Source organism: Arthrobacter humicola, assembly GCF_039531445.1.
Classification (GTDB): Bacteria; Actinomycetota; Actinomycetes; order Actinomycetales; family Micrococcaceae; genus Arthrobacter; species Arthrobacter humicola.
The window spans coordinates 111,939-134,459 of record NZ_BAAAQB010000030.1; the positions used below are offsets into that span (position 1 = coordinate 111,939).

Consider the following 22,521-nt stretch of genomic DNA (forward strand, 5'->3'; position numbering starts at 1 on the left):
CCAGGCAAACAGGTCCACGGGGGATCGCGCATGAGCCGCATCATCGCCGGCGCGGCCGGCGGCAGCCCCCTGACCAGCGTCCCCGGGAACATGACGCGTCCCACGACGGACCGCGTCAAGGAAGCGCTGTTTTCCCGGCTGGACGCCTTCAACGTCATTGCCGGTGCCCGGGTGCTGGATCTCTACGCGGGCTCCGGCTCACTCGGCGTGGAGAGCGGCAGCCGTGGCGCCGACTCTGTGGACCTGGTCGAATTCGACGCCAAGGCCAGCGCCGTCTGCCAGAAGAACGCGGACCTGGTCAACACCGTGGCACACCGCAAGGTGGTCTTCGTCCACCGGTCCAAGGTCGAATCGTTCCTGGAACGGACCGCCGACGCCGTGCTCTGGGACCTGGTGTTCCTGGACCCGCCGTACCCGCTGGATGAGCCGGCCCTCGCCGCCGTGCTGGCCAAGCTGGTGCCGCACCTGGGCGAGGGGGCCGTCGTCGTGGTGGAACGCTCCTCCAGGAGCCCCGAACCGGAGTGGCCCGACGGCGTGGAACGATTTGCCGAGAAGAAGTACGGGGAAACCCGCCTGTGGTTCGCCGAACCCGGCGTCGCGGCTGGGGACTAATCGGACAGGACGTCCAGTTCGACGCCGGCGAGGACCTTGGCCGGATGCGGACCGCGGGCCGTGAGGGCCGCCGTCCAGACCTCCGGCCACGGGCCCTGCGTCCCGGTCAGGATGATGTTGCCGGGGTACCGGCCGGTGAACATCCCGGCCTCCGCGAAGGCCGCGACGTCCGACATGGCACGGCGCAGGGCCGCGACCTGGCTGCGGACCAGGGTCAGCCCGGGTTCGTCGCCCACGTTGACAATCAGGACGCCGCGCGGCGTCAGCCGTGCTGCAGCCTCCTCATAGAACTCGGTGCACGCGATATGTTCCGGTGCTTCCGGCCCGGAGAAGATGTCCAGGATCACGACGTCGAAGCGCAGCTCCGCCGGAAGCCCGGCGAGGGCCTCGCGGGCATCGCCGATCACCGTGTGCAGCTGCGTTCCCTCCGGCAGGGGTAGCTGCGCCAGCACGAAGTCCAGCAACTCCCGCTCCAGTTCCACGGCGTACTGGACCGAGCCTGGGCGGGTGGCCTGGATGTAGCGGGCCAGCGTCAGGGCGCCCGCACCCAGGTGCAGCGCCGTGATCGGCTCGCCCCACGGAGCGGCGAGGTCCACCACGTGCCCGATCCTACGCAGGTATTCGTAGAAGATGTCCCCGGGATCGGCCAGGTTGACGTGGGACTGCTCCGCGCCGCCGATGCTCAGCACGAAGCCGCCGTCGGTAAAAGGATCCGATTCGATCTCGGCGTGCTGTCCCGTGGTCCGCAGGAACCGTGAGGCGCCGGGCTGCTGCTCGGTCATCCTCACAGCCTGTCGCGCAGGGTCGCCAGCCGCTCGGCCGCTTCCTCCAGCACGTGCAGTTGCTTGCAGAACGCGAAGCGCAGCAGGCTGCGGGTGCGCTCGGCGCCGTCGGCGTGGCAAAAGACCGGCACCGGGATCGCGGCGACACCCACGAGGGCCGGGAGCCTGCGGGCCAGCTCCACGGAATCGGTGATGCCCAGCGGAGAGGTGTCCACGTTCACGAAGTACGTCCCCTGCGGCGTCAGGACGTCAAGGCCGGCCGCGCGGAGTCCCTCGCTGAGGATGTCGCGCTTGTACCGGAGGGTGTCTGCGATGCCGGTGTAGAACTCGTCCGGAAGGCCCAGCCCCACCGCGATGGCCGTCTGGAAGGGCGTGCCGGAGCTGTAGCTCAGGAACTGCTTGACGGTCCGGGCGGCGGCCACCAGATGCTCCGGCCCGGAGAGCCAGCCGATCTTCCAGCCGGTAAAGGAGAAGGTCTTGCCGGCGGAGGAAATGGTCAGAGTGCGTTCGGCCGCTCCGGGCAGCGTGGCGACAGGGATGTGCCGGGCGCCGAAGGTGAGGTGCTCGTAGACCTCGTCGGTGATGATGACGGCGTCGTGCTTCTCGGCGAGTTCGACGACGCGCTGAAGCACCTCGCGGGGGAACACGGCACCGGTGGGGTTGTGCGGATTATTGATCAGCACCACCTTGGTGCGCGCGCTGAACGCGGCCTCCAGCGCGGCGGGGTCCGGCATGAAGTCCGGGGCCAGGAGCGGGGCCGTGACATGGGTGGCGCCGGCGAGCCCGATGATGGCGCCGTAGGAGTCGTAGAACGGCTCGAACGTCAGCACCTCATCGCCGGGGCCCACCAGGGCGAGCAGCGAGGCGGCGATGGCCTCGGTGGCGCCGGTGGTAACGATGATCTCCGTCTCGGGGTCCGGAGCGAGCCCGTAGAACCGCTGCTGGTGGACGGCGATCGCCTCCCGCAGCGGCAGGATGCCCTTGCCGGGCGCGTACTGGTTGGCGCCGGCGGCGATGGCGGCCTGGGCGGCCTCCTTGATCTCCACGGGGCCGTCCTCGTCCGGGAAGCCCTGGCCGAGGTTGATGGCACCCGTGCTGAGCGCCAGGGTGGTCATCTCCTCGAAGATCGTCACGCCCAGCGAACCGTCCGGGGAGAGCAGGTTGGCGCCCGTCGCGGCGCGCTGCCACGGAAGGGGGAGCGGCGCGGTCATCGGGGGCCCGCCTTCGTGTCGGGGACGGCGCGGCCGGTGAACTTGTCCATGGTGGAGTAGATCCCGAAGACCTTCCCGCCCACGAAGTCCCAGGCCCGCACCGGCAGGATGCCCTTGAGCACCTTGCCCAGTTTGGCCATCCCGGGGGCGATCAGCTGCGGCTGCCCGGCGACGGTGGCCCGCCAGGCCCGGTCCACGGCATCCTCCGGTGTCATGAGCGGCGTCAGCAGGGGACCGCGGGCCCCTTCGAACATGCCGGTGGAGATGTAGCTGGGGCAAAACGTGGTGACGGCCAGGTGGCGGTAGCCCTGCTGCTCCAGCTCGAGCCGGAGCGAATCGCTCCAGCCGATGACGGCCCATTTGGACGCGGCATAGACGCTCATCCGCGGATTGGACACCGTGCCGGCGGCGGAGGCGACGTTGAGGATCCGGCGGGGCCGGCCGGCGTCGGCCATCATGTCCGGCAGGAATTCGAGGGTGACATACATGGGTGCCAGGGCGTTGATGTCCATGGTCAGGGCGATGTCACGGTCCGGGGTGTGGTCCCAGAAGTACGCGCCGCGGACGATCCCGGCGTTGTTCACCAGAAGCGCCAGCGGCCCTTCGGCCCGGGCCTCCCGGGCGGCCCCGGCGATCGCGGCGGGGTCCGCCAGATTCACTGTCCGGGGGACGGCGCGGGCGCCCAGGGCGGTGACTTCGGCGGCGGTGCTGGCCAGGGCGTCGGCGTCGATGTCCCACAGGATCACCACCGCGGCGCCTTCCCGGGCGGCGCGGAGGGCGTACAGCCGGCCCATGCCCATGGCGGCGCCGGTGACCAGGGCCACGCCGCCATCCATGGTGAAAGGCTGCGCGGCAGCAGGCTGCATGGTGAAAGGCAGGGCGAAGCGGTTCTTCGATGCTGACATTCAGCCATGCTATCCCGGCCCGCGGCGCGAATACGGTAGGTTCGGACCATGAGACGCGCCGTATGCCCTGGCTCCTTTGATCCCATTCACAATGGCCACCTGGAAGTCATTGCCCGTGCCGCGGGCCTCTTCGACGAGGTGATCGTGGCCGTGTCCACGAATTACGCCAAGAAGTACCGATTCAGCCTTGAAGAGCGGATCGACATGGCCCGGGAAACCTTCGCATCGTTGCGCGGCATCGTGGTGGAACCCGTAGGGGAGGGACTCCTGGCCGAGTACTGCCGGCAGCGCGGCGTCTCCGCAATCGTCAAGGGCCTGCGCTCTTCCTCGGACTTCGACTACGAGCTCCCGATGGCCACGATGAACCGGCAGCTCACCGGCGTCGAGACCGTGTTCCTGCCGGCGGAGAGCCACTACCTGCACTTGTCCTCCACTCTCATCAAAGAGGTCTTCACCCTGGGCGGGGATGTCTCGGACTTTGTGCCCCGCTCCGTGCTGAAGCGGCTGGCTCCGGGGGAGCCGGTCCAGAACCGTGCCCGCAAAGTGTAAGCTTGACCGGTACTCGGCGGCCTGCTGCCGGTTGCGCGGCCCGTCCCGGGGGCCGGTTTGCGGCATCATGCTGCTGACCTGCTGCCCGGTTTGAGTCCGTCCGGAAGTTCAGGCTAAGATGGTACGTCGGTCATATGTTCAACAGGAGTTCTCATTAAACGAGATGCTAGTTCGCCCCTGGCGTTCGACGTCAAGGACCTCGGACGCAGTCCGGGAAGCATGCGGACGCTGAAGGAACATGTACCCGCGCCAAGTGATCTTGGTGTGGCACTCATTGGCGTGCAGGAAGGCTCGGATGTCGAGCTGGATCTGCGGCTCGAGGCCGTACACGAAGGAATTCTGGTATCAGGAACCGCGCTCGTTGAAGTAACTGGCGAATGCGGCCGATGCCTGGATCCCCTTGCGTATGACCAAGAGGTTGATGTGCAAGAACTTTTCTTCTATGAGGACGCTGTGTTCTCGGACGAAGAAGACGAAGAAGAGCAACGTCGAGTCGAGCACGATCTAATCGATCTTGAGCCGGTGTTGCGGGACGCAGTTGTCACCATACTGCCGTTCCAGCCGGTGTGCCGGGAAGACTGCCAGGGCCTTTGCTCCGAATGCGGAGTTCGCCTGGAAGACGAGCCGGGGCATCACCACGAGATCGTAGATCCTCGCTGGGCCGCCCTGGCTGACTTGGCTAAGCCTGACCGGCAAAACTGATTTGTAAGTGTTGGACTAGAGAGAAATGAGTTAGCCGTGGCTGTCCCGAAGCGGAAAATGTCTCGCTCGAATACCCGCGCCCGCCGCTCCCAGTGGAAGGCAACTGCCCCCCACCTGGTGAAGACCGTAGAGAACGGCCAGGTTGTTTACAGCCTGCCGCACCAGGCAAAGGTCGTTACCGACTCGGCTGGCACCGCGCTGTTCCTTGAGTACAAGGGCCGCAAGGTCGCAGACGTCTAATCCGCCAACAGGCTGAAAAAGATGTCTTCAACTGAAGAGCTTCTGAAGCGTCTCGGTGTCACTATTGACGCCGGGACGCTTCGTCTTGCGCTCACACACCGTTCCTATGCCTACGAAAACGGCGGCATTCCCACCAACGAACGGCTCGAATTCCTCGGCGACTCCATCCTGGGGTTCTCCGTCACTGACGCGCTGTACCGTGACAACCCCACGCTGCCCGAAGGCGACCTGGCCAAGCGCCGTTCCGCCGTCGTCAGCACGCGGGCGCTGGCTGGCATTGGCCGCAGCATCGGCCTGGGCGAGTACATCTACCTCGGACAGGGCGAGAAGCTCACCGAGGGCAAGAACAAGGCCTCGATCCTGGCGGACACCATGGAGGCGCTGATTGGCGCCACCTACCTCTCCAACGACATCGAGACGGCACGGCAGCTGGTCATGCGGCTGATCGGCCCGCTGCTGAAGGACGCCGCGGCCCTTGGCGCGGGAACCGACTGGAAGACGAGCATCCAGGAACTGGCGGCCAGCCGGCAGCTCGGGACCATCAACTATGCGGTTGACGGCTCCGGACCGGACCACGCCAGGACGTTCGAGGCTGTCCTCAGGATCGGCGGCACGGACTACGGCACCGGCACCGGCAACTCCAAGAAGGAAGCCGAGCAGGAAGCTGCGGCCGACGCCTGGCGCCGGCTGACCACCCCTGCCGCCGACACCCAGGCTTCCGACACCCAAACCGGCAGCTAGGCAGCGGCATTGCCTGAACTGCCCGAAGTCGAGGTGGTCCGGCGCGGGCTCGTGAGCTGGGTGCGCGGCCGGACCATCACCGCCGTCGACGTCCTGGATCCGCGCTCCCTGCGCCGGCACGCCCTGGGACCGGAGGACTTCGCCGGCAACCTTGAAGGCGCGCGCGTGCTGGATGTGGTCCGCCGCGGCAAATTCCTCTGGATGCCCCTGGCGGACACCCCGGCCCCCTCCGCAGATGCTGCCCCGGGAGAACCGGCCCCCGCCGTTGCCCTCATGGCCCACCTGGGGATGTCGGGCCAGCTGCTCATGCAGGACCCCGGCGTGCCGGACGAGAAGCACCTGAAAGTCCGGTTGCGGCTCAGCCCGGCCGAAGGCATGCCGGAGCAGCTCCGGTTCGTGGACCAGCGCATCTTCGGCGGCCTGTTCCTGACCTCGCTGATTCCCACGGACGACGGCGGCCCCGGCGGCCTCGCCGAAACCCCGCTGCCGCTCATCGCCGAGGAAGCCTCGCACATTGCCCGGGACCCGCTGGATCCCTACTTTTCCTTCGACACCTTCTACCGGCGCCTGCGTGCCCGCAAGACCGGACTCAAGCGGGCGCTCCTGGACCAGGGCCTGGTCTCCGGGATCGGCAACATCTACGCCGACGAGGCCCTCTGGAAGGCGCGGCTGCACTATGCCCGGCCCACGGACACCCTGCGACGCGCCGACGCGCTGCGCGTGCTCGACGCCGCCCGCGAGGTCATGACGGACGCACTGGCCGCCGGCGGCACGAGCTTCGATTCGCTCTACGTAAACGTCAACGGCGCCTCGGGATACTTCGACCGCTCCCTCAACGCCTACGGCCGCGCGGGCCAGGAGTGCAAGCGCTGCGCCGCGGCCGGCCTCGTGAGCATCATGCGGCGGGAGCAGTTCATGAACCGCTCGTCCTATACCTGCCCCGTCTGCCAGCCCAGACCGAGTAGAGGTCGCTGGTAAGAGGACGCCCGCAGTAGCCAAAGACAGGTAGTGCTACGCTTCCGAACCCGTTTACCCCGCTGACAGACTGTGGCGATGGGTGCTAGGGGAATGGAAACCGTGGTCATTATGGATGCTTTAGCTCGGTCTGGGAGCAACTGGTGAAAGCCAAGATGCTTGTCATCGTGGGGGTTGGCGTGGCGGCAATCTTCGGGGGCACAGCTCTGGCACTGGACCAAAAGACTGCTGGACCGGCCGCGGATTCGAGCGTCGCGGCCGCGGCAGGCAACAGTGTGCCTACCGCCCAGTCCAGCGCGAATCCAAGCAAGACTGAAGCCGGGACAGGCACGGGAGCAACCGAAGGCACGGCGACGCCGACCGGAGGATCCGCTGGTGGACCGTCTCGGGCGCCGGGCCGTGAGGTCCTCCCACCAGCGAGTGCCCCTCCCTCCGGGCTGCCGGCGCCCTCGGCTCCGCCTGCCCTTATCCGCACACCCCTTCCGCCGACGGCATCAGCTCAGGGCAAAATCGTCGATGGATTCCCCATTGAAGTTCTTCGGTTTCCGGAGGGATCGGTGGTTGTCTCGACCGGAGTTTCCGCAACTGATGGAGCCCTGCAGGTGGCCGCCGACGCCATCGTAGCCTCAAGTCAAGACTCAGTCGTGGGGCACTTCCAGCAGATCCTGGGACCCCTGAAATTTTGGTCTGAGCCAGTGCGGTCCGCGGAAGGACAACGGGCCGTGCGATTCAGCAGGGGCAAGGATTCGCTGACTCTCACGACCTCCACCACGGGCACGGGAGGCACGCGGTTCATGCTGCTCGGAAATCTGCACCCGGCAGGCGGGTAGCGCCATCCATGTCGCCATTTCAGATCGAATCGGCGACCCGAACGTTCTGCAAACGGCCGCGCCGAGCGCAACCGGGCATGTGAAGAGCCCTCTGCCCGTCCTCTCATACTCACTCAGGAGTTGATATGTCTGTATCCCCAGCCGGTCACACGCTGCGATCACTAAAACGAGTTGTCATTCCGCTGGCTGTGGCTCTGATTGCAGCGCTCTTGCCGGTTGCCGCACCGGGGGCACTACTTCCGCTTGCCTACGCTGCGGACCCGTGCGCCCCGCTCTTGAACCCGGTGGCGTGTGAAAATTCGAAACCCGGAAACCCGCCGTCGGAATGGGACATATCCGGCGCAGGCGATAGTGACATCCAGGGGTTCTCAACCGGGATCAGTGTCAACGCGGGCCAGCCGATCAGTTTCAAGGTGGACACCAATGCCGCCAACTACACGATCGGCATCTACCGGACGGGCTGGTACCAGGGCTTGGGAGCCCGCAAGATCGCCGATGTCACGCCGTCGGCCTTCCGGCAGACACAGCCCCCTTGCCACACTGACGCCACCACGGAGCTTTACGATTGCGCAACGTGGGCGGTGTCGGCAACGTGGCAGGTTCCAGCCACCGCGGTTTCCGGCGTCTATTTTGCCCTGCTCACGAGACCCGACAACGGTGACCAAAGCCATATCACCTTCATCGTCCGCTCCGACAGCAGCCACTCGGCCGTCGTTTTCCAGACTTCCGACACGACGTGGCAGGCCTATAACACCTATGGCGGCGCCGACCTCTACGAGGGAGGCGAGAACGGACGTGCCTACCAGCTCAGCTACAACCGCCCTGTCAACACGCGTGGCGGCATTGGCGGACGGGACTTCTACTTCAGTAACGAATACCCGCTGGTGCGCTTCCTGGAGAAGAACGGTTACGACGTCAGCTACATCAGCGGGGTGGACACCGACCGGAACGGGGCCGGGCTTCTGAACCACAAGGTATTCCTCTCCGTGGGTCACGACGAATACTGGTCCGGGCCGCAGCGCGCCAACGTGGAAGCCGCTCGGGATGCAGGTGTGAACCTTCAGTTCCTCTCTGGCAACGAAGTGTATTGGCGCACGAGACTTGAGCCCTCGCCGGTGGACGGAACAGCAGGGCGGACCATCACGACCTACAAAGAGACATGGGCCAACGCAAAGATCGATCCCAGTCCCCAGTGGACCGGCACCTGGCGGGATCCGCGATTCGCTGCTCAGGCTAACGGCGGTGGCCTCCCGGAAAACGGTCTGACCGGGACCCTGTATATGTCGAATTACACGGACCTGCCGATCACCGTCAGCGCAGCCGAAGGGAAAGCCAGGCTCTGGCGCAATACGTCCCTAGCGACGCTCGCCAGCGGAACCTCGGCACAGTTGGCACCTCATACGGTGGGGTACGAATCCGACGAAGACCTGGACAACGGCTTCAGGCCGGCGGGGCTGATCCGGCTCTCGACCACTACGGGCCCCGTTGATCAATATCTTCAGGACTTTGGCAACACCGTGAAACCCGGCACCACCACGCATAACATGACCATGTACCGTGCAGCCAGCGGGGCACTCGTCTTCTCCGCCGGCACGGTCCAGTGGACGTGGGGCCTGGACGAGGTCCACGACGGCGGTGGCGCCCCCGCAGATCCGCGGATGCAGCAGGCCCAGATCAACCTGCTGGCGGATATGGGAGCCCAACCGGCCACGCGGGACACGTCGCTGGCCGCGGCGTCCGCTAGCACTGATTCGACTGCCCCCACCGTGGTCGTATCGTCCCCGCTAGAAGGCGCCACCATCCCGCATGGCACCAGCGTCACGGTGTCCGGGACCGCCAGCGACGCCGGAGGCGTTGTAGCTGGAGTCGAAGTCTCCACGGATGGCGGCAGCACCTGGCATCCGGCCAAGGGCACACAAAGCTGGTCCTACACCTACATCCAGAAAGGCCTCGCAACCGCCAGCATTAAGGTGCGCGCAGTGGATGACAGCGCCAACATCGGTGCGCCCGTCACCCGTAGCCTCCAGCTCGCCGCCCCCTACACAGTGTTCGGCCAGCAGGTTCCAGCGGTGCCGGATTCCCAGGATGGCGGAGCCTACGAGCTCGGAATGATCGTAACGCCCACCGCGGACGGTTTCATCACCGGCGCGCGTTTTTATAAGAGCGCCGCCAACACCGGAACGCACACCGGTTCGCTGTGGTCTGCCACCGGCCAACGGCTGGCGACCGCCACGTTCACGTCGGAAACGGCGTCCGGGTGGCAGAAGGTCCTATTCAGCCAGCCTGTTGCGGTCACCGCAGGGCAGAAATACACGGTCTCCTACACGGCTCCGAGCGGCCACTACGCAATCAAGGATTACCAGTGGGCCAGCTTCGGCTTCCAAGATCCGCCCCTGACTGTTTCGGGCGGGTTCGGCAGCCAGCCGGCGGGTGTCTACGGCAGCCCGGGGTATTTCCCGGAGAGCAGTTTCGGGAACGGCAACTACTTTGTCGATGCGGTGTTCGACACTGTCGATAGTACGCCCCTGACTGCTTCGGGTCAGTGGCCGCTGGACGGCTCCTCGAGCGTACCGCAGGCCACAACAGTGGGAGCGGTGTTCTCCAAGTCCGTCTCGGCGTCGAGCGCACTACTCACGGTGACAGCCCACGGGACGCCCGTTGCAGGCACCACGGGTTACGACTCAACTACGCGCAAGATTACCTTCACGCCCGCGGCCGGCCTCGACCTTGGCACCACCTATACCGCCACTTTGAGCGCCACAGCGACGAGCGGCGGCTCCCTGACCGGCAGCAGTACCTGGTCATTCACCACCGTGGTCTCACCGCCTACACCCGGGGCATGCCCCTGCAGCCTCTACGATGACTCCGTTCTCCCGGGGATCCAGGAAGTTCGCGATGGAGTACCGCTGACTCTTGGCGTCCGCTTCTCCAGCACCACAGCCGGAAGCGTGACCGGCGTCCGTTTCTACAAGTCCGCCGGCAACACCGGCACCCACAGCGGCACTCTGTTCACAGCGAGTGGACAGCAGCTCGCCACCGTTACGTTCGCAAATGAGAGTACATCCGGCTGGCAGACGGCCTACTTCAATCAGCCGGTGGCCATGACCGCTAACACTGACTACATCATGGCCTACAAGAGCAGCACGGGATCTTACTCGGCGACGGTCAACGGCTTTGGGTCCGGGCTAAGCGTCGGAAACCTTAGAACGGCGTCCGACGCTGGATCTTACTCTTACGCGAACGACTTCCCAAGTGCCCGCTCCAACGCCAGCTACCTTGTCGACGTGGTTGTCCAATACCCGGATCCGCCGTTCGTAGCCGGGGCACAATCGCCGCTACCCGGCGCGTCCAGCGTACCCCTGGATGCCGCTATCGCCGCGACGTTGTCCAAGCCGGCTACGGCGTCCAGCGTAAAACTCACGTTGACGGGTCCAAGCTCTGCCAGTGTCCCTGGTACCTCAGGTTATGACGCATCCACAGGCAAAGTGACGTTCACTCCGGCAGCCCCCCTCGCGGCAGGTACCGCCTTCACCGCGACGTTGACCGGCACCTCGACGACGGGACAGACGCTCAGTGCCGGCGGCACTTGGACCTTTACTACCGTTCCCCCGCAACGGACGGAGGGGGCCTGCCCGTGCACCCTCTACCAGGACACCGTGACCCCTGGCGTCATGGAATTCAACGACGGGGTGCCGCTCACACTGGGCGTCCGCTTCGCCAGTGATTCTCCGGGCCAGATCACCGGCATCCGGTACTACAAGGCGGCGGGCAACACGGGAACCCACACCGGGGCGCTCTACACGGCAGGTGGCCAACAGCTAGCCTCCGTCACGTTCGCAGGAGAATCGACGGCCGGGTGGCAGACCGCCACCTTTAGCCAACCTGTGGACATCGCAGCCAACACGGAGTACGTGGCTGCATACCGCACTCCGACAGGCGTCTATTCGGCGACACCGGGTGGCTTCAGTTCCGGAATCACCAGCGGACCGCTCCGGACATCCGCGGGCGCCGGTGCCTACACATACAGCGGCGATTTTCCGTCATCTTCTTCGAACGCGAGCTATCTCGTGGACGTAGACTTCGTCAAGTCGATCCCGCCTCTGACCGTGACATCTCAGGTGCCCGCCTCCGATTCCACTGACTTCCCCCTGACATCGAAACCGTCGGTTACGTTCTCGGCGCCCATTGGGGCAGGCTTCACGTTCGGGCTGTCAGCCAATGGTGCTCCCGTCGGCGGAACCTCCGCTCTGTCAACTGACGGTCTGACCATCACGTACTCGCCGTCGCAGCCACTGCCGGCGGCCACGGTGATCACTGCCAGCGTTAGCAACGTGGTCTCTACTCAAGGAGCCGCACTGGCACCGCTCACCTGGCAATTCACAACCTCCAATCCGTCCAGCCCGCAACAGACAATGTTTGGATCCTTGCTGCCGGCCGTGCCAGCCGTCGCGGGGGACACTTCGTCCATTGAGTTGGGAACGGCCTTCTCCGTGTCCGCGGCCGGGAACGCCACGGGCGTCAGGTTCTATAAGGGGGCAGGCAATACGGGAACGCATGTGGGCACTCTATGGAATGGCGCCGGGGAGAAACTCGCCCAGGTGACATTTGCGGGCGAGACGTCGACCGGTTGGCAAACAGCCTCGTTCTCTGCTCCCGTCGCGCTCACTCCGGGCCAAACATATGTGGTGTCCTATCTGGCTCCCAACGGAAGCTACGCCTACACGGCGGCGTTCTTCGCGGAGCCGTGGATCAACGGGGTCCTGACGGCGTCGGGACCCAACAACGGCCTGTATTCGTACGGGGCTGGCGGTTCAGTGCCGACGAATTCTTGGAACGCCACCAACTACTTCGTCGATATCGTCTTCACGCCGGCAGGCTAGTAGGACCGTCCGGGAGAATCGGAACCGGAGCCACAAGGACAACGTCCTTGGGGCTCCGGTTCCGTCTGATAAGGATTTCAGGGCTCGTGCGGGCAAAGCTTGAATCCGTGTAATCCGGCGGCAGACCTACGGCCCGGCTTCTTTCACGAACGTGCAGTTCGCGCCTTTCCCGGGATTCCGGTCGCACTATCCGCACGCTCGAGGAGGCGGGGATGGTCATCCTTGGTTACTGGAAGTCAACCGGACTGCCCACTGGAAGTGAACCGTAGTGCTCGGCCAGCCTCGCCAGGCCGTCATCAAGGGACACGGCGGGGGTCCAGTCGAGGAGTTCGCGGGTCTCGCGCTGGTCGAACCAGTGGGCGGTGGAGAGCTGTTCGGCGAGGAACCGGGTCATCGGTGGCTCGTCGGACCGGCCGGAACGGGCCCAGAGCTTCTCAACCACTGATCCGGCCGCCCGCGCGAGCCTGCCCGGCACCCGCCACGACGGCGCGGGGACGCCCCCCGCGGCACAGATGCCCGCCAGCAGCTCCCCGACCGGGCGGGGCTCGCCGTTGGTGATGACCAGCGCCCGGCCGTGAATGTGCTCTATGCGGTGCAGGGCGGCGACGATGGCCGAGGCGGCGTTGTCCACGTAAGTGGTGTCGATCAGGGCCGCCCCGGCGTCGAGCAGTGGCAGGTGTCCGCGGCCGGCACGTTCCAGCACCCGTTCCACCAGCTGCGTATCGCCCGGACCCCAGACGATGTGCGGGCGCACGGCCGCGACCCGGAAGTCCGGCGAGTCCGCGGCCAGTGCCAGCAGCTCGGCCTCGGCCTTGGTGCGCGAGTAGTCGCCGTGCGCGCGGGCCGGGTCCGCCGGCTCGGCGCCCAGTCCGGCGATAGCAGCCCCGGAATTGGCCACGGACGGGGAGGACACGAACACCAGATCCCGCACGCCGGCGTCGCGGGCCGCACGGAGCAGGCGGCGCGTGCCGTCGACATTCACCTCGTCGAAATCGGCGGCACGGCCCGTGAAGGAGACCTTCGCCGCCAGATGGATGACAGCCTCGGCCCCGGCGACGGCGCGGCGGACAGCGGTGTCGTCCGTGACGGACCCGGAGAGGTCCGCTGCGCCATCGACGCCTGCACGACGGCGCTGGAAGGTGGTTACGGCGTGGCCTTGACGCACCAGAAGCCCGGTGACTTCCCGCCCGAGCAGGCCGCTCGCGCCGGTGACGAGGACTCTCACGGCGTGCCCGGCCGGCCGCCGGCCAGCACCGCGGAAGCCCACCGGGACAGGCGGACCCTGTCGATCTTGGCGTTGTGGCGGATGTCGGTCGGCTGGGAGGGGACGGTGAGCACGGCGGAGACGCTGACGCCTGCCTGACGGGCCGCGTCGCGCACGCGCCCGGCGAGGTACGGCGCCGCGGGGCCGGCCCGGCGCACCGGCGGAACGGTTTCGACGACGGCGACGACGGCCTGCGTCCCGGCGGGGCCGACCCCGACGACGGCGGCCAGCCCGACGGCGTCCAGGCGCTCGATGGCCTGCTCGGCGCCGACAGGCGTCACCACAGCACCCGGCGCGGTCACGACGTGCGCGAGGCGGCCTTCCACCCAGAGCCGCCCGGCGGCATCGAAGTGCCCGACGTCGCCGGTGCGGTGCCATCCGGCCGTGCGGACGCTCTCGCGTTGGGTCAGCCAGAGCCTGTCGTAGCTTTCCTTCACATGCGGGGCGCTGACGAGGATCTCGCCGGTCAATCCCGCCTCGGTGACGGGTCGGTTCCCGGGGGCTGAGCCGTCCGCGTCGAGCGGGATGACGGCCACGCGGGCGCCGTGCACCGGCCGGCCCACGCACACACCGTTGCCGGCCCCTGCGACGGTGCCGGCGGCGGCATCGGCCTCGGCGGCGCAGATCTGTTCGAGGCTGATGTCCGTGACGGGCAGCGCCTCTGTCATCCCGTACGGGGTGTGCAGCGAGGCACGGGGCAGCAGCCGCTGGACCTCTGCGAGGAGGGAGGCGGGGACGGGCGCGCCGGCGGAGAGCAGCAGCTCCACACGACCCAGGACCTCGTGGCCGGCACCGTCCAAGCGGCCCTGGGTCGCAAGGACGTTGCGCAGGGCAGCGGGCGAGGCGAAGACCACCGTGGCGTCGATCGCCGCGGCGGCGTCCGCCAGCGCGCGGGCCGTGAGCGTGCGGGGCGCTGTCACGTCCATGGCGGGCGTCACCGACACTGCCCCCAGCGCAGGTCCCAGCAGGGCAAACGGTGCGAAGCCTGCCACGAGGCGTGCGCCGGGGCGGATCGCCAGCGTCGCGGCCACCGTGTCCCGCATTGCGGCCAGTTGCCGGTGCGTATACACCACGCCCTTGGCCGGACCGGTGGAGCCGGAGGTGAAGAGCACGGCGGCGGGGGAGTCCGGGGCCGGAGCCTCGCCCGGGTCCGGGCTGAGTGTGGCTCCGCGGCGGGCGAGGGCGGCGAGGGAAGTCTCGACGGCGAGGACGCGGCGGCGGGCGGCGGGCAGGTCCTGCACACTGATGCGCCGGCCGGGCCAGCCAAGCACCGACGCGGCGGCGAGGGCCTTGTCGATTCCGATGAGGTAATCCGGGGTCGCACCCTTCACGGCGCGGTTCAGGCCGCGGGTGCCGAGGCCGGCGTCGGCCACCACCACCACGGCGCCGAGCCGCAGGCAGGCGTAGAGGACCACGGTCAGGTCCACGCCCGGCGGGACCATCAGGCTCACCCGGCTGCCCTGCCGGACACCGGATTCCTGCAGGCCGGCTGCGAGGGCGGTGATATTCCGTTCCAGCTCCTGCCAGCTGAGCGAGCGGGCGACGCTGCCGTCCGCGGCCATCTCGGCGACGGCGGTGTCCCCGGCATGGGGTCCTGCCGCAAGCCCGGTAAGCGGCGCCCACAGGGGCGCGAGCCCGGTGCCGGGGGCCGGCGTCGAGGGTTCAGGCATTGGTGGTTCGGGCGCCGGGTTCACCGGTGCCGGAGCGTCCGCGGGGTTGCTGTCCCGGCCGCGCTCGGCAAGCCAATCGAAGACGGGGGCGGCAATATCCCGGTCCTCCGCGACCAGGTGGCCGGCGCCCTCGAAGCGGTGGACTTTCGCGTGCGGGAGCCGGCTGATGAGGTCCTTGAGGTACCGGTCAGAGAAGATCGGGTCCCGCGGCCCCCAGAGCATCAAGGCCGGTACGCTCAGCCTGCGCAGGCCTTCGGCGACCCGGGTGAGCGCCGGGAAACTCGGATGGGACGCGTCCGCGGGAATGTCGGCGACAAAGTTTCCCACGCCGGCGCGGCGGCCGGCGCCCCGGTAGGGGGCCATGAAGGCGCTGCGGACGTCCTCTGCGAGCGGCGGGCGGGCCAGGGAATGCGTCACCCGCAGGAAGGTGTCCGACGTCGTCGTTCCCCAGCGGTGCACGGCAGGGTGCAGGGCCAGCCGCAGGGCCGGTGGGATGGGTGAGCCGGGGGGCTGGTGGACGGCAGTGTTGGTCAGCACGACACCGGCGAGCTGCTGCGGATGCGCCAGGGCCCAGCCGAGGCTGATCACGCCGCCCCAGTCGTGGCCGACGGTGACAACCGGCCCGTCCAGCCCGAGGGCGGCGGTGAGGTCGCCGAGGTCGTTGATCCGGTCCGCCAGGCGCCGGAACGTGCCGGTGCGCTCGGAGAAGCCCATATCCAGTTGGTCCACGGCCACCACACGCCACGGATGCGCGGGGTCGGAACCGGCCGCCAGCAGGGTCCGCCACAGGTATGACCACGTCGGGTTGCCGTGCACGCACAGCAGCGTGCCGGCGGGAGTCAGGCCGCGGCGGGCGAGCTGGGCGCCGTTGTCGAGCAGGTGCCAGCGGCGCAGGGTTCCAGGCTCATCCGCGGCGGAAGTGGACGCCACATCGATGTCGCGCGACCATTCGGGGTCGACGCCGGTCCAGTCGGCGGTTACCAAACGATTTCCACCATGGCGGTGTTCAGGCCGGAGCCGACGCCCATGCACAGCACGCGGTCCCCGGTCACGAGGGTCTGCGCCTCCGCCGCGAGGGTCATGGGTAGGGAGGCCGGGCCCACATTGCCCCAGTGCGGGAACGTGATCGGCACTTTGTCCGGGTCCAGGTCGATGGCGTCGATGATGGCCTGGGTGTAGGCGTTGCTCACCTGGTGCGTCACGTAGCGGTCCATCGAAGCCCAGTCCCACTCCGGCTGGGCCTCTTTCCAGGCATCGACCACGAGCTGCAGGCCGCCATCGAGCAGGCCCTTGGTGTCGGTGGCCATGCCGTCGATGCCCCCCACGCACAGTTCATGGTGCTCGGTGCCGGCGCGCATCACGCCCCCGACGATCCGGTGCGCCCCGGGGTGCTGGTCCGCCGGGCCCAGGACGGCAGCAGCGGCTCCGGAGCCCAGGGTGAGTGTGGCGAATTCGCGGTTGAAGTCCTCGCGGGTCGTCTCGGGCCGCTGCAGCCGCGTCAGGGTGGCCTCCTGCGTGGCCTGGGCATCCTCACCGTTGACGATCACCGCGTACTTGATCTGGCCGGAGTCGATCATGCTGGCCGCCAGGGTCATACCGTTGACGAATCCGAGGCAGGCGTTGGCGAGGTCGAAGTTTATGGCCGACGACGGCAGGCCGAGTGCATGGTGGATCTTCACCGCGACAGAGGGTTCGAGGTTGCGCCGCGTGACCGAGGTGTTGATCAGCAGGCCAACGTCGGCCGCTTCGATGCCGGACTCGGCCAGGGCCTTGGCGCCGGCCTCGATGGCCGCGTCGTCGAACGATGTCCCGGGGGCCCACCAGCGCCGGTGTGTGATGCCGGCGACCCGTTCGAGCAGCTTCGGCGGGAACTTCAGCCGCCGCAGGGTCAAAGCCAGCCTGTGGTCGAAATCCTTGGAACTGACGATCGTCGGAGCTTCGACGCTGCTCACCGAAAGCAACGCGGTGTTGTAGTGCCGGAATGTCGCATTCCCTACCAATTCAAGCCCCTGTTCATGTCCGTCCTGCGCTCCAGCGGTTGACTGCCCCTTCAAACACAAGCTCAAGAGCTTAACTATGCCCGGTGCCGGCAGGTTTCTGCACATGCCGCCTGCGGCATCTGCGGCGGCCTCGCATGGGTTGTGCGCGGAATTGCCGCAGCTCCGCAGTAGATTGTAGGTACCCGGGGCCGTCCCCGACCATCCATGTCCGTCCGAATCATGCTTTCGCCCAACAGCGTGCCCAGTCCGCCAGCCAGGAGATCCGAAGTACCTTGCACCTGAAGAGTCTGACCGTCCGGGGATTCAAATCGTTTGCCTCAGCGACAACGTTTGAATTCGAACCCGGCGTCACCGCCGTGGTGGGCCCCAACGGATCGGGCAAGTCCAATGTGGTGGACGCCCTGGCTTGGGTCATGGGCGAACAGGGCGCCAAAACCCTGCGCGGCGGCAAGATGGAGGATGTGATCTTCGCGGGCACCTCCGGCCGTCCGCCCCTGGGCCGGGCCCACGTCTCCCTGACCATCGACAACAGCGACGGCGCCCTCCCGATCGAGTACAGCGAAGTGACGATCTCGCGCACCCTGTTCCGGGCCGGGGGCTCGGAGTATGCCATCAACGGCGCGGCCTGCCGGCTGCTGGACATCCAGGAGCTGCTCTCCGATTCGGGCCTCGGCCGCGAAATGCACGTCATTGTCGGCCAGGGGCAGCTGGACAAGGTCCTGCACGCCACCCCCGAGGACCGGCGCGGGTTCATCGAGGAGGCCGCCGGCATCCTCAAACACCGACGCCGCAAGGAAAAGACGGTCCGCAAACTCGAAGCCATGCAGGCCAACCTGTCCCGGCTCAGCGACCTCACCGGCGAAATCCGGCGGCAGCTCACACCGCTGGGCAAGCAGGCCGAAGTGGCCCGGCGTGCCCAGACCGTCCAGTTCGAGGTCCGCGACGCCCGCTCACGCCTGCTGGCCGACGACCTCGTGCAGCTGCAGTCCGCGCTGGCCCGGGACGTCGCGGATGAGTCGGCGCTCAAGGCGCGCCGCGGCGTCGTCGAACGCGACCTCGAGGCCGGCCGGCAGCGCCAGGCGGTCCTTGAGCAGCTTGCCGCCGAGGCCACGCCCGCGCTGAACGCCGCCCGGGACAACTGGTACACCCTTTCCACGGGACGCGAACGGCTCCGGTCCCTGGGCTCGCTCGCCGAGGAACGCCGCCGCCTGCTGGGCGCCGCGGACGTGGTTCCGGACACCGGCCGGGATCCGGACCAGTTGGAGAAACAGGCCGTCCGCGTCCGCGAAGAGCAGGCCGGGCTGGAACGCCAGATCCTGGACCGCACCGGGGCGCTGGACGCCGCGACGGCCGCGAAGCAGGCCGCCGAACAGGCCGCCGCGGCCGAGGACAAGCGGCTGGCGGCCCTGCTTCGCGCCGCCGCGGACCGGCGCGAAGGCCTGGCCCGGCTCGCCGGGCAGGTCGGCGCGGCTCGGTCCCGCGTGGAATCGGCCCAGGCCGAGCTTGGACGCCTCCGCGACTCGCAAAAAGCGGGGGAGGAGCGCCGCCGGCAGGCACACAGCGAATTCACCGCACTGGAATCACAGGTGGCAGGCGTTGAGGACGGCGAGGAATCGCTCGACGCCGAGTACGAGGCCGCCAGTGCGGAGCTGGACGACATCCTCGCCGGCATCGAGGAACTGGAAGCGGCCGAGCGCGAGGGCGAACGGGAACGCGGCGCCCTCGTGGCCCGACGCGATGCCCTCCAGCTGGGCCTGAACCGGAAGGACGGCTCCGAGCACGTGCTCGGTGCAGGCGACTCGGGAGTTTTGGCCGCCGGCGTGCTCGGTTCTCTGGCGTCCATGATCACGGTCGAGCCTGGCTTCGAGCCCGCCGTCGCCGCGGCCCTCGGCACCGCCTCTGACGCCGTGGTGGTCCGGGACCGGGAGACGGCCGCCGCCGCCGTGCGGCTTCTGCGCGAGGACGACGCCGGCCGCGCCGCGCTGCTGCTCGCCGATCCTTCCGCCGGTGCGGCGACGACTGCCGGTACGGCTGGGGCTGCTGCCGCACACCGCATCGGCACGCCCCAGCGTGCCGAGACCACACTTCCCGCCGACACATCGCTCCCAGCGGGAGCGCGCTGGGCCGCGGAACTGGTGTCTGTGACGGCACCCGATACCGCAGGGCTGCCGCTGGCCGCCCTGCTGGCGGGCGTCGCCGTCGTGGACGACCTCGACGTTGCGGCGGACCTGATGGCCGCATATCCCGGACTCACCGCCGTGACCCGGGCCGGGGACGTCGTCACGGCATTGACCGTCACCGGTGGCTCCGCGACGGCGCCGTCGCTGCTGGAAGTCCAGGCCGCCGTCGACGATGCCGCCGCCAAGCTGGCCGCCGTCACCGCCGGCCTCGAACGCAACCGCTTCGCCCTCTCTGCCGCCCGGTCCCGGCGAGCCGAAGCCCAGGACCGCGCGGACGGGGCCCTCGCGAAGCTCCACGACTCCGACGCGAAGCTCGCCGCCGTCGCCGAACGCCTGGGCCACCTCAACTCGGTGCTGCGCAGCGCCGTCGGCGAAAGTGAGCGGCTCACGGCGTCCCTGGCCAGGGCAGAGGCCAACATCGCCGGCGAGCAGGAGGCACTCGAGGCGGTGGCGGCGCGGCTCGCCGCGGCCCAGGAAGCCCCCGCGGAGCAGGAACCCTCTCCGGAACACCGCGACGCCCTGGCCCTGGCCGCCTCGCTGGCGCGCACGGCCGAGATGGAAGCCCGGCTCGCCCTGCGCAGCGCCGAGGAACAACTCACGGCCACCCGCAACCGTGCCACCTCGCTGGAACGCGCCGCCGCCACTGAACGCCGCGCCCGTGAAGAGGCTGCGGAACGGGCCCGCCGCCGGCGGCTCCAGGCCCGGCGCGCCGCCGCCGTCGCCGACGCCGTGGGGCAGGTAATCGGGTTCATCGACGTCTCCGTGGAGCTGGCGCGCCGGGAGCGGGACAGCGCCGAGGAACGCCGGGACGAAATGGAGCGCGAACTCGCCGCGGTCCGCACCGGCAACGACGCCCTGGCCCGCGAACTGGCCGAACTCACCGACTCCGTGCACCGCGACGAGCTCGCCCGCGCCCAGCAGCGGCTGCGCATCGAGGCGCTGGAACTCAGGAGCATCGAAGAGCTCGGGCTGACGGCCGACCAACTCGTGGCCGACTACGGCCCGGACCAGCCCGTCCCGGTGCCGGCCGCCGAATCGGGCGACAAGTGGGCCGCGCTGCGCGCCCCGGTGGACGAAGACGGCCGGGAAATTAGCGAAGGCAAGCCCTTCGTCCGCGAGGAACAGGAAAAGCGGCTTAAACGCGCCGAACGCGACCTCTCGGCCCTGGGCAAGGTCAATCCGCTGGCCCTCGAGGAATTCGCCGCACTTGAGGAACGCCACCAGTTCCTCAGCACCCAGCTCGAAGACCTGAAATCCAGCCGCAAGGACCTACTGGACATCATCAAGGAAGTCGACGACCGCGTCCAGAAGGTCTTTGCCGAAGCGTTCGAGGACACCTCGCGGCAGTTCGTGCGGGTCTTCGCCCGGCTGTTCCCAGGCGGCGAGGGCCGGCTGGTCCTGACGGACCCCTCGGACATGCTCACCACCGGCATCGAGGTGGAAGCGCGCCCGGCGGGAAAGAAAATCAAGCGGCTCTCGCTGCTGTCCGGCGGGGAGCGTTCCCTGACGGCGGTGGCGCTGCTGGTGGCCATCTTCAAGGCCCGGCCCTCGCCCTTCTACGTCATGGACGAGGTGGAAGCAGCGCTCGATGACACCAACTTGGGCCGGCTCATCACCATCTTCGAAGAGCTGCGCGAATCCAGCCAGCTGATCGTCATCACGCACCAGAAACGCACCATGGAGGTGGCCGATGCCCTGTACGGCGTCACGATGCGCGGCGACGGTGTTTCCACGGTCATCAGCCAGCGGCTAACAGCGGAGGTCTAGCCAGGGCCAGGATCCAGGACGTGCCTCCCAGCTGGATGTGACGTCTTTGGCCGGCTGGTGCGACCGTTTCCCGGCACAAGTCCGGAGCCGGTAGTCACCGCTCTTGTTGCGGGCCGGCGCCGCGGGCGCAGCAGGGCAAACAGCTCAGCGACGTCGCCGGGAGAACCGGTGCTGCTGCGGCCGTCGAGGACGAATCCACGGTCCGGGTAAGGTCACTGGACGTTCGCGGTGTCCGCAAGGCGTTCCCCGTGACGCCGGACCGTTGCCGCAGAAGCCGCGCTACATGAAGTCGTTCACCGCTTACCCGATTTCCAATCCCACAAGCGCCGCCGCATTGGCTTGGCACCACCGGCTCGATCGCCCGATGAGTTCAGCGACCCGGTCATCCCTCTCTTGACGGTAACCCCTCGCAGGAATGACGTCAGTGCCGGAGTCCCGTCGGAGCAGCATCAAGATTGTCGGTGCCTCTTCATAGACTTGGGGTATGAAAAGCAGGGTGGCGTGGAGCGGGGACAGCGGGGTGGCGGTGGAGGCCGTTGCGGCGTCTGTGGCTGTGCTTGCTGCCTTGCTCGGGTCCGGTGCCGGCGGCCCGGACCGCTCTGATCCGGCCGCCGCCGATGCCCAGCGGGATGCCAATGACCTGGGGGATGCTGAAGCCCTGCGGGACTCTGATGCCGTGCGGGGTACTGGTCCCGGCGCCGGTGGTGATCCGTTGCGGGATTTGGCGGACGGGTTGTTGGACGGGTTGGCTGAGGTGGCCCGGTTGGAGGCCCGGACGGCGGCGCTGAAGGTTCAGCTGGCCGCCGATTACGCGCGGGCGGCGAGGTTCCTGGCCCCGCCGGCGGGATCCGTGCGGGACCGTGCCGTCCAGGAGATGGCCCTGGTCGCCGAGGTGGCGTGTGTCCTGACCGTGAGCGAACGCACCGCCGGGGCGCTGTTGTCCGAGGCCCGGGCGTTGACGACCGGGCTGCCGCTGACCTGGGCGGCGTTGCGGGCCGGGACGATTTCCTGGCAGCACGCCCGGATCCTTGTCGAGGAAACCGGCGGCCTGGATTCTGCCGGGGCGGCCTCGCTGGAGGGGCATTTCCTGGACCCGGCCGCGCCCGGGGCGGGCCGGGGCTGTGCGGCCGGGGAGCTCGTGCCGTCCCGGTTCCGGGCCAAGGCCCGCACCTGGCGCGAACGCCACCATCCGGAGAGCATCGAGGCACGCCAC

General features: G+C 68.0%; 14 protein-coding genes and 1 pseudogene. 9 read left to right on the forward strand and 6 right to left on the reverse strand.

Annotated elements, in window-relative coordinates:
* Nucleotides 1-21: 21 nt before the first annotated feature.
* Nucleotides 22-612, forward strand: a pseudogene (rsmD, locus tag ABD243_RS11310) (16S rRNA (guanine(966)-N(2))-methyltransferase RsmD); the annotation flags it as partial.
* On the opposite strand, the gene ABD243_RS11315 reads toward rsmD, so the two are convergent.
* From ABD243_RS11315 to ABD243_RS11325, 3 genes are read right to left on the reverse strand one after another with little or no spacing between them, the layout of a single operon-like run.
* Nucleotides 609-1,394: a spermidine synthase gene (locus ABD243_RS11315; protein WP_344365531.1), complete on the reverse strand. Its 786-nt coding sequence runs from the start codon at nucleotides 1,392-1,394 to the stop codon at nucleotides 609-611. The pseudogene rsmD and the gene ABD243_RS11315 sit on opposite strands and share 4 nt — an antisense overlap.
* A gap of 2 nt (nucleotides 1,395-1,396) precedes the next feature.
* Entirely contained in the window at nucleotides 1,397-2,605 is a 1,209-nt protein-coding gene (locus ABD243_RS11320; protein WP_344365533.1) for an aminotransferase class I/II-fold pyridoxal phosphate-dependent enzyme, read from the reverse strand.
* Nucleotides 2,602-3,510, reverse strand: a complete 909-nt coding sequence (locus ABD243_RS11325; RefSeq protein ID WP_344365535.1) for an SDR family NAD(P)-dependent oxidoreductase — start codon at nucleotides 3,508-3,510, stop codon at nucleotides 2,602-2,604. Before ABD243_RS11325 ends, ABD243_RS11320 begins: the two co-directional genes overlap by 4 nt.
* A 48-nt stretch (nucleotides 3,511-3,558) precedes the next feature.
* Here ABD243_RS11325 and coaD point away from each other — a divergent pair, with 48 nt between their 5' ends.
* The 6 genes from coaD (at nucleotide 3,559) to ABD243_RS11355 (ending at nucleotide 12,427) form a co-directional block, all read left to right on the forward strand.
* Nucleotides 3,559-4,059, forward strand: a complete 501-nt coding sequence (coaD, locus tag ABD243_RS11330; protein WP_091253233.1) for a pantetheine-phosphate adenylyltransferase — start codon at nucleotides 3,559-3,561, stop codon at nucleotides 4,057-4,059.
* Between the two features lie 177 nt (nucleotides 4,060-4,236).
* A complete protein-coding gene (locus ABD243_RS11335; RefSeq protein ID WP_344365601.1) occupies nucleotides 4,237-4,761 on the forward strand; it encodes a YceD family protein in 525 nt (174 codons plus the stop codon).
* 36 nt (nucleotides 4,762-4,797) lie between these two features.
* Complete coding sequence (rpmF, locus tag ABD243_RS11340) at nucleotides 4,798-5,001, forward strand: 50S ribosomal protein L32 (protein WP_056738282.1); 204 nt, start codon at nucleotides 4,798-4,800, stop codon at nucleotides 4,999-5,001.
* 21 nt (nucleotides 5,002-5,022) lie between these two features.
* The gene (gene rnc / locus ABD243_RS11345; protein WP_116766591.1) at nucleotides 5,023-5,742 is read left to right on the forward strand and encodes a ribonuclease III; all 720 of its coding nucleotides are present in this window, start codon (nucleotides 5,023-5,025) and stop codon (nucleotides 5,740-5,742) included.
* A gap of 9 nt (nucleotides 5,743-5,751) precedes the next feature.
* The gene (gene mutM, locus ABD243_RS11350) at nucleotides 5,752-6,720 is read left to right on the forward strand and encodes a bifunctional DNA-formamidopyrimidine glycosylase/DNA-(apurinic or apyrimidinic site) lyase (RefSeq protein ID WP_344365540.1); all 969 of its coding nucleotides are present in this window, start codon (nucleotides 5,752-5,754) and stop codon (nucleotides 6,718-6,720) included.
* A 952-nt stretch (nucleotides 6,721-7,672) separates the two neighbouring features.
* Nucleotides 7,673-12,427: a DUF4082 domain-containing protein gene (locus tag ABD243_RS11355; protein ID WP_344365542.1), complete on the forward strand. Its 4,755-nt coding sequence runs from the start codon at nucleotides 7,673-7,675 to the stop codon at nucleotides 12,425-12,427.
* A 226-nt stretch (nucleotides 12,428-12,653) separates the two neighbouring features.
* Here the strand turns inward: ABD243_RS11355 and ABD243_RS11360 are convergent, their stop codons facing one another.
* Genes ABD243_RS11360 through ABD243_RS11370 form a run of 3 tightly spaced genes read right to left on the reverse strand, consistent with a single transcriptional unit; the run spans nucleotide 12,654 to nucleotide 17,361 of the window.
* Nucleotides 12,654-13,652: an NAD-dependent epimerase/dehydratase family protein gene (locus ABD243_RS11360; protein ID WP_344365545.1), complete on the reverse strand. Its 999-nt coding sequence runs from the start codon at nucleotides 13,650-13,652 to the stop codon at nucleotides 12,654-12,656.
* A complete protein-coding gene (locus ABD243_RS11365; RefSeq protein WP_344365548.1) occupies nucleotides 13,649-16,345 on the reverse strand; it encodes an alpha/beta fold hydrolase in 2,697 nt (898 codons plus the stop codon). Before ABD243_RS11365 ends, ABD243_RS11360 begins: the two co-directional genes overlap by 4 nt.
* Nucleotides 16,339-17,361 (reverse strand): 3-oxoacyl-ACP synthase III, encoded by a 1,023-nt coding sequence (locus ABD243_RS11370; RefSeq protein WP_344365550.1) that lies wholly within the window; start codon nucleotides 17,359-17,361, stop codon nucleotides 16,339-16,341. Before ABD243_RS11370 ends, ABD243_RS11365 begins: the two co-directional genes overlap by 7 nt.
* 272 nt (nucleotides 17,362-17,633) lie before the next feature.
* Between ABD243_RS11370 and smc the strand changes: the two genes are divergently transcribed.
* Nucleotides 17,634-21,308, forward strand: a complete 3,675-nt coding sequence (gene smc, locus ABD243_RS11375; RefSeq protein WP_344365554.1) for a chromosome segregation protein SMC — start codon at nucleotides 17,634-17,636, stop codon at nucleotides 21,306-21,308.
* 484 nt (nucleotides 21,309-21,792) lie between these two features.
* Nucleotides 21,793-22,521: DUF222 domain-containing protein (locus ABD243_RS11380; protein WP_344365557.1), on the forward strand; the 729-nt coding region annotated here is incomplete at its 3' end.